This window comes from Leifsonia sp. McL0618 (assembly GCF_049994905.1).
Classification (GTDB): Bacteria; Actinomycetota; Actinomycetes; order Actinomycetales; family Microbacteriaceae; genus Diaminobutyricibacter.
Window position 1 is genome coordinate 373,128 of sequence record NZ_CP188258.1, and the last position, 11,518, is coordinate 384,645.

11 protein-coding genes are annotated in these 11,518 nt (G+C 64.8%); 7 read left to right on the forward strand and 4 right to left on the reverse strand.

Annotated features, from left to right (window positions below):
* Nucleotides 1-91 precede the first annotated feature (91 nt).
* Nucleotides 92-379, forward strand: a complete 288-nt coding sequence (locus tag ACPPVQ_RS01780; protein ID WP_426518017.1) for a hypothetical protein — start codon at nt 92-94, stop codon at nt 377-379.
* A 379-nt stretch (nt 380-758) separates the two neighbouring features.
* Here ACPPVQ_RS01780 and ACPPVQ_RS01785 read toward each other — a convergent pair whose 3' ends face one another.
* Together ACPPVQ_RS01785 and ACPPVQ_RS01790 are read right to left on the reverse strand one after the other, a co-directional pair.
* A complete protein-coding gene (locus ACPPVQ_RS01785) occupies nt 759-1,127 on the reverse strand; it encodes a UBP-type zinc finger domain-containing protein (protein WP_426518019.1) in 369 nt (122 codons plus the stop codon).
* Entirely contained in the window at nt 1,124-2,047 is a 924-nt protein-coding gene (locus ACPPVQ_RS01790) for a DUF5996 family protein (protein ID WP_426518021.1), read from the reverse strand. The genes ACPPVQ_RS01785 and ACPPVQ_RS01790 overlap by 4 nt, the downstream gene beginning before the upstream one ends.
* 80 nt (nt 2,048-2,127) lie before the next feature.
* On the opposite strand from ACPPVQ_RS01790, the gene ACPPVQ_RS01795 reads away from it, so the two are divergent.
* From ACPPVQ_RS01795 to ACPPVQ_RS01815, 5 genes are all read left to right on the forward strand, one after another.
* The gene (locus tag ACPPVQ_RS01795) at nt 2,128-3,411 is read left to right on the forward strand and encodes a DUF445 domain-containing protein (RefSeq protein ID WP_426518023.1); all 1,284 of its coding nucleotides are present in this window, start codon (nt 2,128-2,130) and stop codon (nt 3,409-3,411) included.
* Nucleotides 3,412-3,440: 29 nt separating this feature from the next.
* Nucleotides 3,441-4,034, forward strand: coding sequence for a GNAT family N-acetyltransferase (locus tag ACPPVQ_RS01800; RefSeq protein WP_426518025.1), 594 nt, complete (start codon nt 3,441-3,443; stop codon nt 4,032-4,034).
* Nucleotides 4,035-4,232: 198 nt separating this feature from the next.
* The gene (locus tag ACPPVQ_RS01805) at nt 4,233-6,749 is read left to right on the forward strand and encodes a GH32 C-terminal domain-containing protein (RefSeq protein ID WP_426518027.1); all 2,517 of its coding nucleotides are present in this window, start codon (nt 4,233-4,235) and stop codon (nt 6,747-6,749) included.
* A 59-nt stretch (nt 6,750-6,808) separates the two neighbouring features.
* Nucleotides 6,809-7,735, forward strand: coding sequence for a carbohydrate kinase family protein (locus ACPPVQ_RS01810; protein WP_426518029.1), 927 nt, complete (start codon nt 6,809-6,811; stop codon nt 7,733-7,735).
* 50 nt (nt 7,736-7,785) lie between these two features.
* Nucleotides 7,786-8,391 carry a hypothetical protein gene (locus ACPPVQ_RS01815; RefSeq protein WP_426518031.1) on the forward strand — a complete coding sequence of 202 codons (606 nt, stop codon included), beginning with the start codon at nt 7,786-7,788 and terminating at the stop codon, nt 8,389-8,391.
* 8 nt (nt 8,392-8,399) lie between these two features.
* Here the strand turns inward: ACPPVQ_RS01815 and ACPPVQ_RS01820 are convergent, their stop codons facing one another.
* Nucleotides 8,400-9,167 (reverse strand): SDR family NAD(P)-dependent oxidoreductase, encoded by a 768-nt coding sequence (locus ACPPVQ_RS01820; RefSeq protein WP_426518033.1) that lies wholly within the window; start codon nt 9,165-9,167, stop codon nt 8,400-8,402.
* Nucleotides 9,168-9,199: 32 nt separating this feature from the next.
* Nucleotides 9,200-10,198, reverse strand: a complete 999-nt coding sequence (locus ACPPVQ_RS01825) for a LacI family DNA-binding transcriptional regulator (RefSeq protein WP_426518035.1) — start codon at nt 10,196-10,198, stop codon at nt 9,200-9,202.
* 163 nt (nt 10,199-10,361) lie between these two features.
* Here ACPPVQ_RS01825 and ACPPVQ_RS01830 point away from each other — a divergent pair, with 163 nt between their 5' ends.
* Nucleotides 10,362-11,447 carry a substrate-binding domain-containing protein gene (locus ACPPVQ_RS01830; RefSeq protein ID WP_426518037.1) on the forward strand — a complete coding sequence of 362 codons (1,086 nt, stop codon included), beginning with the start codon at nt 10,362-10,364 and terminating at the stop codon, nt 11,445-11,447.
* Nucleotides 11,448-11,518 lie beyond the last annotated feature (71 nt).

Genomic DNA, 11,518 nt, shown 5'->3' on the forward strand with positions numbered 1-11,518 from the left:
CCCGTGCGGGCGATAGGGGCACGACGCGGCTGTGAATTCAATCCCTGTCTGGCCGCCCGGCGAAAAGCTAACCTCTCCCCAGGAGGCACAGGTGAACATCCAGGAACGGCAGGCGGCGACCGCGGCAGTCGAAGCATTCCGGCTGCAAAATCACTCCGTCTCCGCAGCGCACAAATCCCATTACGTGGTCGGAGCGTTGGGCCGCGAGTTCATCGTCTCGGATGAGATGGCACAGATCTTCCTCCGCCAAGTCGAACGAGTGCTCGAAGTTGACGAATCCGCCTTGGTCGTCCTCAGACACCGCGACGGTGTCGAGTTGCTGCTTATCACCGACGACAACTCATTCACGATCCGTCCCGTACGAATGCCGCTGGACTAACAGCGGCACAGTCCCTGACGGGGAACGCCTCGACGGTGACGCTCAGGCGTTGCCGTCAGTTGCGAACGGGCGGGGAGAGCGTGTCGGCGGTCGTTGATCGCCCCCATTCGAGACCTGAGGCGTCGATGACTATCTTGGGCTTCGTCGCCACCCGATGATCGGCCACGGCACGCCAAGAACGCAGACCGCGCGGAGCCAATGAACGACTTGTCGGGCTGATACTCCTAGCCCAGCACCTGCTTGCCGAACCGTTCACCAACCCGGACGGATCCGAGGGAAGAGACGCGCTACGCGCGCCAGCGCCGGCTGCTTCTGGGCACGGACTCGTCCACGTAACCGACCGTGCAGAACCTCACTCTCTCGCGGGAGGGAGGTCTCGTCAGTTCGTCGCTTCGGCTTCGGCGCGCTGCATAAGCATGGCGCGCCAGTCGGCGGGCAGTCGGCTCGCCGGACCGGGAACGCCTTGCTCGTCCGGGTGGCTCGACGGGGGCGCGAGCGGCGGGCCATCGGCGTACTGGTCGGTGCGGAAGTCCCAGAACCAGTCCTCGCCGGGCTCGAAGCTCTGTATGTAACGGTGTCCGGTCGCCGCGGCATGCGCGCGGGCGTGCCGTGCGAGCGAGTCGTCGCAGCAGCCGACGTGGCCGCACTCGGCGCAGCGCCGCAGGTGAACCCACCAACCGCCGTCCCGATCGCATTCGACGCAACCGACGCCGCTCGGCGGCACGGTCGTGTTGACTCCGTCCGTCATCGTCGACTCCTCGCGTGGTGCGGTGCGATCAGCAGTTCGGGAGACCAGTCGCCGCGCAGAGCGGCCGCGTCGTATGTGGCGCGGAGGAAGGCGAGCACGGTCGCGTCAGGGTCGGGCGAGGTCCTTGCGACCTCGTAGGGAAGCAGGAACTCGCCATACTCCTCGCTGAACCATGCTCCGGGCGGCAGCTCGGCCTCCGTGTAGCCCTCGGGCGCCGGGTACGCGTACGAGTAGAACGCGCCCTCGGAACCTCCGCCCGGCCAGAATCCCGCACTGCTCAGCTCGTGCGAGTAGCCCTCGCGCATCACGCTGTCCGGGCAGTTCGGCGCGCCGCCCGGGTGCGGGGGAGCGGTCCGCCCGGAGAAGCGCGTGACGGCAAGATCCATCGCTCCCCAGAAGAAGTGCACAGGGCTGACTTTGCCGCGGAACTCGGAGCGGAAGCGCTGGAGGACGCGGTCTGCCTGGACCAGCTGGCGCCAGAAGGCGTTCGCGTGCTCCGGAACGTAGTCGGCGTGGACGGTGTCGTCGGCGAAGGGGATTGCGATCTCCACCTCGTTCGGCGAGGGGTGGATGGCGACCTCGACGTTGAGTCGGAGGAGCGCTTCGAAGACCTCGGCGTAGAACTGCGCGACGGATCGGCCGGGAAGCGGAATGGACACCAGGCCGCCGTCGCTCGTGCGCACAAGCAGCACATGGTCGACGAAATCGAAGCCGATCTCCAGCAGTCGTGTGCCGACCGGGATCGCTCCCGTCGTCAGCCCGCGCGCGTCGACGCGCAACGTGACATGCCACCAGTGGTTGACAGGGGCGGCCAGCGCCATCCGGATCTTGCCCACGATCTGCGTCCACATGTGCACGGTGTCGCGAGTCGGCGTCCAGGTCTCCACCGCGAGCGCCGGCCAGGCTGCATCGTCCGTCACGTCCACCTTTCGGTCGTCTGAGCATTCACTTTAGTCCGCGTCACTTACGGTGGTGAGTGCGGCGTCCCGGAAGGAACACGATGACCACCACCACGCGCGACAGTCTGATCAGTGAGACCGACCTCGAGCGTCGAGCTGCGCTTCGGCGCATGAAGACGCTCGCGGCGGCCCTCCTGTTTATCTCGGCGGTCGTCTTCGCGGTCGCTTTCGCATTCGAGGACCGGTATGCGTGGCTGGGCTTCGTGCGGGCGGCGGCGGAGGGGGCGATGGTGGGTGGCCTCGCGGACTGGTTCGCAGTGACCGCGCTGTTTCGGCATCCGCTCGGTCTGCGTATTCCGCACACGGCGATCATCCCGAACCGCAAAGACGAGATCGGGGCGAGCCTCGGCGAGTTCGTCGAACAGAACTTCCTCTCCGACGAGGTGGTGCGCAGCAAGCTGGCCACCTTCAGTGTGGCCGACCGACTGGGCGGGTGGCTCGCTGATCCGGTGAATGCGGAGCGAGCGAGCGCCGAGGGTGCCGTGATGGCTCAGGGCGTGCTGCGCCTCCTCGGCGATGGCGACGTCGAGAGTCTCATAGAAAGGCTCGCCCGGGAGTATCTGTTCGACCCGGAGTGGGCTCCCACGCTCGGTCGGGTGGGGTCGGAACTCGTCGCCGCCGACCAGCAGCGAGCGGTCGTCGACGCCCTCGTCGATGCGGCCGAGACGTGGCTCAACGAGCATCCGGATGCGCTCGGCGAGATCGTCTCCACCCGTCTGCCGCGCTGGGTTCCCGGGTTCGTCGGCGACCTCGCCGACGAGCGCGCCCATCGAGAAGTGATCGGCCTGTTGCAGTCGGTGCGCTACGACCCGGAGCATCCCCTGCGGGTGGCGATCGACGGTTACCTTTTCGATCTCACCGATCGGTTGCAGAACGACGACGCGATGGCCGAACGGGTCGAGCAGATCAAGGCCGAGTTCCTGCAGAGTCCCCGGCTGCGCTCCTTCGCCGCCCAGCTGTGGGACGCGGTAAAGACGACGCTCGACGAGTCGCTGGCCGATCCCGCGAGCGGATTGCGGTCGGCAGCGACATCTGCGCTGGTCGATATCGGCGTGCGGCTCTCGAGTGATCGGGCGCTCGCGGCCAAGATCGACGCGTGGATCGCCGACGCAGCGGGCTATGCGGTGCAGAAGTACCGTCACGATCTCGCCTCGGTGATCAGTGACACGGTCCAGCGCTGGGACGCGCGCGAGACCACGCAGAAGATCGAGCTGCAGGTCGGCCGCGATCTGCAGTTCATCCGCATCAACGGCACGGTGGTCGGGGCGATCGCCGGCGTCGTGATCTTCACGATTGCCACGGGCGTGCACGCGATATTCGCCTGATCGGTTTCCGCGCCGACGAAGGAGGCCGAGTGACAAACACCCATTGGGGCGGACCCGCTCCCGCTGGACTGACAACCGCGGAGTTCGTACTGCGTCCGATCGTGGCCGACGACGCGGAGAAGGATCATGCCGCCGTGATGGAGACGCGGGACGATCTACGGCTCTGGGAGCAATCGGAGTGGCCCGCGGACGACTTCACGGTGGAGGCAAACCGGGAAGACCTCGTCGGCCTGGAAGAACGTCACGCCGAAGGTCGCGCGTTCACGTACACGGTGCTCGCTCCGGACGGCAGCGAGTCCCTCGGCTGTGTCTACGTCTTCCCCATCGGCGCCTCCTTCCTCGAGAAATCCACGGTCACGCCTGTCGGTGACGACGAGTGGGCCGACGTGGAGGCCGTCGTGTACTTCTGGGCTCGTCGCAGTCAGATGGAGAAGGGGATGGATGAGCGGCTTCTGGCCGCCCTTCGCACCTGGTTCGCGGACGAGTGGAAGGTGGACAGACCCGTCTTCGTCACGAATGAGCAGTTCACCCAGCAGGTGGAGCTCATGCGGCGCGCCGATCTGCGCCTGAAGTTCGAGCTCGTCGAGCCGGGCAAGCCGGGGATGTACCTGGTCTTTGGTTGAGCGGGCGCGGGCACACTGCCGGCGCTGCAGAAACGGGTTGACTTGTCTCGTAGACATTGCGTAAGGTGCCGTCTTGACAACGTTGTCATGTTTGACATCGAGGTCTTCCACACAGGCCGGCCGGCTCCGCAGCGCACATCAGTGCGTGTCGGGGAACGGACTGGACTTGTCCACGACACTTCACGAACAGGTTGGTCGATGACGATCTTCACCCGAGCTGCACTCACAGTGGCCGCTGTCGTATCCACGGCACTTCTGTCACTCTCGTTCGCGGTTCCTGCACCGGCGACGGCGGACTCCATCGCGCAGCCGGACACCAGGCCCGACTATCACTACACGCCGGCTCAGAACTGGATGAACGACCCGAACGGTCTTATCTATTACGGCGGGCGCTATCACCTCTTCTATCAGTACAACGCGACCGGAAATACCGGGGGGAACGCATCGTGGGGCCATGCGGTCAGCACGGATCTCACGCACTGGAAGCAGTTGCCGATCGCGATTCCGTCAGACAGCAACGAGGAGGTCTGGTCGGGAAGCGTTGTTTACGACAGCAGAAACACCAGCGGTCTCGGCGCGAACGGCAAGGGTCCGCTCGTTGCCGTGTATACGAGTGCTCCGCGCGCGACTGGCGTCCAGCGGCAGTCGATCGCGTATAGCAACGACGGCGGCACCACCTGGACGAAGTACGCGAACAACCCGGTGATCGACATCGGCTCCCACAATTTCCGTGACCCGAAGGTGTTCTGGTACGCGCCGGCGAAGCAGTGGCGGATGGTGGTGGCGCTGTCAGACCAGCACAAGGTGGCCATCTATGGTTCGCCTGACCTGAAGAACTGGACCGAGCACAGCGAGTTCGGGCCGGATGGTGTGACGACGGCGGTCTGGGAATGCCCCGACCTGTTTCCGATGCAACTCGACGGCAAGGCCAGCGAAACCAAGTGGGTGTTGACGGTGAACGTTGCTGGAAAGGCCGAATATTTCGTCGGGTCGTTCGATGGGAAGACGTTTACGAATAGCGAAGCTCCGTACTCGGCACCCACCGGCACCAGTCTCAACGACTTTGAGGGGGCAACCTACGGAGCCGGTTGGACGACGACCGGCACGGCGTTCGGAACGGGCCCGGCGCACAACACAGGAGCGACCGGATTCATCGGGTCGGGCTACGTTGACACCTTCCACAACTCCGATGCGGAGACGGGATCGCTGACGTCACCGGCATTCATAATCGACAAGACGCATCTCAACTTCCTGATCGGCGGCGGCAACCACCCGTACATTCCGGGTGGCTCGACCGCTGCTCCGGCAGGGGACACCTTCCAGGACTTCGAAGGCGACTCGCTGCCCGGCTGGACCGGTACGGGCTCATTCGCCGGAATCACCCCGTCCAAAGAGTCGTTGAGCGGTCAACTCGGCAGCGGCGTTCTCGACACCTGCCAGGCCGGCTGTGATGCTGCCGAGGGCACCATCACCTCACCGACGTTCACAGTCGCTCATCCGTACATCAATCTGCTGACCGCCGGCGGTGAACATCCGTGGGGTCAGGCGAACCCGACCTCCGTCAACCTGGTTGTCAACGGGAACGTCGTTGCCAGCGTCACCGGCAACAACACCCCGAACATGGACTGGGTGCACATGGACGCGTCAGCGTTTGTCGGCCAGCAAGCGACACTGCAAGTCGTCGACGAAAGCGACGGAAGCGCGGGGTGGGGCCACATGATGGTCGACAACATCGTTTTCTCCGATGCGATCGCGAACCCGTGGAACACCGAAACCGGCGCCAATCTCATCGTCGACGGTCAGGTCGTGCGCACGGCGACGGGAAACGACAGTGGTCTGCTGGATTGGACGAGCTGGGATCTGAGCGACCTGCAGGGCAAGCAAGCCCAGCTTCAGCTGGTGGACATGAACCAGGGAGGGTGGGGCCATCTCCTCGCCGACCAGTTCACGCTCGCTGACCAGCCTGCGCTGAGCATGACGCAGCGCGCGCACTGGCTCGACTACGGCCACGACTTCTATGCTGCGGTCACCTTCAATGACGCGCCCGCGAACCAGAGGATCGCAGTCGGGTGGATGAACAACTGGGATTACGCGAACACCATTCCGACGAACGGCTGGCGGGGAACGCAGTCCGCGCCGCGCATCCTTTCGCTCCGTACGATCGACGGCCAGCCCCGCATCGTGCAGAAAGTTGCACCCCAGGTGACCCAGTTGGCTGAATTGCGCCAGCTCAAGGTGATTGGGCCGACCGCAATTCCCGCTGGAACGAAGGTCCTGTCAGCCACAACCGGTGAGAACTCCGCCCGCCTCGATGCCGTTTTTGCGGCCGGTTCCGCGAAGTCATTCGGGCTACAGCTTTTCCGCTCGGCGGACGGCTCGCAGTACCTATCGGTTACATATGACACGACAACGGGCACGCTCAGCGTTGATCGAACCCACTCCGGAAATGTCGGCTTCAACTCTGCGTTCCCGAGCATCGACGCGGCAGCCGTGCACCTGGATCACGGGCTGCTGCGCCTGGAGATCTACCTGGATAAGACATCCGTCGAAGCCTTCGCACAGGGCGGTACGACCGCGATCACGGACCTGACATTCCCACGGTCCGGCAGCAACGGTATCGCCCTCTCGTCCACAGGAGGGGCGGCGGGCCTCGTGGGACTCACGGTCACACCACTGGCGAATGCGATGGCCAACGCCTACAACGGCCAGGAGTAGTTCGATGGTGGCCTCGACTTTGTAACATCGAGTCCACTGGTTCTTTGGAGGCTTGCAAGGTGACGGGTGCTCACGCAATCGTGATCGGCGAAGCCCTCGTCGACGTCATCCGTGACGCCGCGGGTGGCGTTCGCAGTCAACCGGGCGGTAGTCCGATGAACGTTGCAGTCGGACTCGCCCGGCTCGGTATCGACACCGCCCTCGTCACCCAACTCGGGGACGACGACAACGGCCGGATGATCGTGGAGCACCTCCGCGACTCGGCCGTCACCCTGCAGGCCGGCTCGCTCACCGTCGATCCGACATCGACCGCCACCGCAACACTCGATGCGTCGGGAGCAGCCACCTATGGCTTCGACCTGCGCTGGAGTATCTCACTCCCTGTCGTCGCGGGAGCCGATCTCATCCACACAGGATCGATCGGTTCGATTCTGGAACCGGGTGCAGAATCCGTTCGCACGATATTCGCCTCGGCGGATCCATCCGTGCTCCTGAGCTTCGACCCGAACATCCGGCCTGCGATCATGGGAGACCGCGACGGGGTCACCCGCCGCGTCGAGGACCTCGCCGCCACGTGTCATGTTGTGAAGATGAGCGACGAGGACGCCGCCTGGCTCTACCCGAATCGAAGCCTCGATGAGATCGCCGAGAAATACATCGCCGGCGGTACGACGCTGTTCGCCGTGACGCGCGGTCCACATGGCTGCCTGATGCGCACCGATGCTGTGGAGCTGCGCCTTCCCGCACCCTCGGTCGCCGTCGTCGACACGGTGGGTGCCGGTGACGCCTTCATGTCGGGGCTGTTGTACGCGATTCTCGGCTCCGGGCTGACGGGTGCGGTCTTGACGGGCAGACTCGACCGGACGGCTGTCGAGCACATCGCCGGCGTGGCACTGCGGTCGGCCGCGATCACCGTCGCGCGCGCCGGGGCGAACCCCCCACGTGCGGGAGAGCTGGATGTCGAACCGGTTAAGAAGCGGGGCTGAGGCGCAGGACACACCCGCGCGCTAGGGTTCTCGGCGTGAGGCGATGGTGGGTGAGATTCCGTAAACGAAGAACGCCTGATTTCCGGCGCTTCGACGAGTCCAGCCTCGACTCGCCCAAACCGACCTCGCTCGAGCATGCGCTCGAGGAGGGGCTGATGATCGCCGAATACGCGACCAGGCTGGCATTGCGGAACGCGATCACGATCCGTGCGCTTCGTTACGGGGATCCGTTCCAGGCCCGACATTTCCTGCCAGTGGCCATCGATGTCCTTCGCGGATTGGCGGATGAGTCTTCCCGCGCGGCCGACCGGGTAGCCAGCGACCGTGAGTGGGCATCCCATTTGGATGGGCCGTCGGAACACGTTCACGACTACCGCCCCGTCGACGACCTGAACCTCCGACGACGGGAAGGTCTCTCACGAGCTCTCGCGGGGGCCCTCCTCGAACGTGCGGGCGATGAGTCGTTCCTCCTCGAACTCATCGAGCGCGCGCGGGATGACGCCTGGTTCGACATCGCTCGTTCGATCGAAGAACGTCTCGTCGCACGGGAGGCGTCCGTAGACCTGGACCCGACCGATCGTCTGCTGCGTATCCAGGAATTCGTGGAGATCGACCTGCAGGCGCTCATCGACGAGACCGGCGCCGACCCCGAGTGAGTGTCGGCCTAGTAGACGCTGTATCCGCCGTCGACGGTAAGCACCGAGCCCGTCATGAAGCTGGAGGCGTCGCTTGCGAGGAATACCACGGCAGGCCCGAGCTCGTCGGGTTCGCCGGCGCGCTGCTGCGGTGCGTCCTCGATCCAGTGCCGCCGGAAACGGGGCTCATGTATGGGCGACATGTCTGTGTGCATGTATCCGGGCGCGAGGGCGTTCACCCTGACGTTGTGGGGGGCCCACTCGGCGGCGAGACTGCGTGTGAGGTGGTGCACGGCTGCCTTGGACGCGTTGTATGCCGGCTGCCACTGCGGCCGGTTGACAATGGATGCGGACATCGAACCGATATTGACGATCGTTCCGCCGCCGGATTCGATCATGTGCCGTCCGAACACCTGGCTGGCGATCCAGACGCCGTCGAGGTTGACATCCATCACCTGACGCCACTCCTCATCGGTCACCTCGAGGGCGGGTTTGTGGATGCAGGCCCCGGCGTTGTTCACGAGGATGTGGACCCGGCCGAAGCGTCTGATGGCGCTGCTCGCGATCCGCTCGACGTCCGCGCGGGAGGTCACGTCGGCGACGACCGTCAGGCATTCTGCCCCGATCGCCTCGAGTTCCTCCTTCACGAGGGCCGCGGCCTCGGCGTTCCGTCCGACGACGACGATGTTCGCACCGGCCTCGGCGAGGGCGCGGGCGAAAGCGCGACCGAGGCCGCGAGTCGAACCCGTGACGACGGCAGTGCGTCCGTGGAGGTCGAAGCGATCGAGTACTGGCATTCGTGTTCCCTCTGTTTCGTGATTCGGTCGGGCTATTCGGTGGGCGCGATCTCTCCAGAACCCCGCTCGATCAGCGTGGTGGGGACGACAACGGTTTCGACAGGGACTCCCTCTCCGTCGAGCCGCGCGAAGATCCGTTCCGCGGCGAGGTGGCCGATGCGGTCGGGGTCCTGGGCGATGACCGTGATGCCGGGGTCGAGGAGATCGCCGAACTCGACGTCGTCGAAGCCGACCAGCGCCAGGGATGATTGGAGGTTGCGATCGCGGAGCCCGCGGATGGCACCCATCGTGATGAGGTTCTGGGCGCTGAAGATGGCGGTCGGGCGAGGATCGCCTTCAAGGAGGTACGCGACGGCCTCGTGCGCCGCATGCTCGTCGTGCAGGTCCTCGATGACCCAGGCATCTCCGGTTGGAATCCCAGCCCGGCCGAGCTCCTCGAGGAAGCCGCGTCGGCGTTCGACGGCCGTCTGGATGTCGTGCCGGTCGCCGAGGAACGCGATTCGGCGATGCCCGCGCTCGAGGAGGTGCCGGGTCGCCATGGCGGCGCCCTCGGCGTTGTTGCTGACGATCGCGTCGGTGTCGATCCCGGACGGTTCCCGGTCGATGAACACGATGGGAGTGCCGCGCTCCTGCTCGGGAAGCAGGTAGCCCTGGCTCTTGCTCACGGCCGTGAGGATGAGCCCGTCGACGCGGCGTCTGAGGAAGGCGGTGACCGCAAGGCGTTCTCTCGCAGGATCGTCGTCGAGGCTCGACGCGAAGACGGCGACTCCGCGGGCTGTGGCCGCATCTTCGATGGCACGGTGAACGGCACCCGAGAACGGGTTGGCGACACTTCCGACCAGCAACCCCAGTGTTTGAGTCCTGCGGTCGCTTCGACGGAGATTGCCGGCGTGGATGTCGGGTTGGTAGTTCAGCCGGTCGGCGGCCGACTGAACGCGCTCGATCGTTGCGGACGAGACATTGGGTTCCCCGTTGATGACGCGGGACACGGTCTTGATTCCGACGCCCGCAAGGGCGGCCACGTCTTTCATGGTGGGCCGACGGCCCCTGAACGGTACCGACTCACTTGACAACGATGTCACGATTTGATCTCCAAGGATGCGATTGCCCTTGACTATATAGCATTCATGTTCTAGAACTAAGTATGACATCGTTGTCAGGGGATCTGACATCCCCCTAACCAGAGGAAGTTCAATGTTGAATCGCAGCACCTCGCGCACCATGCGCCTCACCGCCGCCGGCTCCATCGCAGCCCTCGCAGCACTTGCGTTCACAGGCTGCTCCGGATCCGGCGGCTCCGACAAGGTCGGTGTCGCTCTCATCGTGAAGACCACGACGAATCCCTACTTCGTTGCAATGGAGGATGCAGCCAAGGCCGACGCGGCCAAAGCGGGCGTCAACCTCACCCTTGCGGCAGGCAAACAGGACGGCGACGTAGGCACCCAGGTCCAGGCAATCGAAGCCTCCATCGCCCGTGGTGACAAGGGCATCCTGATCACACCGAACGGGCCGGGCGTTCAGAACGAGATCGACAAAGCCCGCAAGGCCGGTCTTTTCGTGATCGCTCTCGACACGGTTCCCACGCCGCCGTCGTCCGTGGACATCACGTTCGCCACCAACAACTTCACCGCCGGAGAAGACATCGGCAAGTGGGCTGCAGCGGAGCTCGACGGCAAGTCCGCTGACATCGCGATGCTCGACCTGTTCAACACGCAGGTCGTGTCGGTCGACCTCAACCGCGACCAGGGCTTCCTGAAGGGTATGGGGATCACTGTTCCCGACTCGAAGAAGAACGGCAGCGAGGCGAAGAGCGGCAGCTACACAGGCGGCAAAGGCGGGAGCTACACGATCGCCGGCCACCAGCCGACGAACGGTGACGCTGCCGACGGCCGCACTGCGATGGAGACCATCCTCGCCAAAGACCCCAACGTGAACGTGGTCTACACGATCAACGAGCCTGCGGCGTATGGTGCGTACCAGGCGCTCAAGGCCGCAGGCAAAGAGAAGTCGACCATCCTCGTATCGATCGATGGTGGCTGCACCGGGGTGGGCCAGGTCAAGTCCGGCATCATCGGTGCAACCAGCCAGCAGTACCCGTCGAAGATGGCGGCGCTCGGAATGGAGGCGATCGTAAAGCTCGCCAAGACCGGAGCCAAGCCGAAGACCTCCGCCGGACTCGACTTCTTCAACACGGGATCCCGCCTCGTCACCCAGACACCGGTCTCCGGCGTGACAAGTATCACTCCCGACCAGGCCACAAAGATCTGCTGGGGCAAGTAGCCGCCACCACCACCGGGCCGGCCTCGACCAGCAGGCGGGCCGGCCCGGTTCCACCAGGACACAGCCAGACG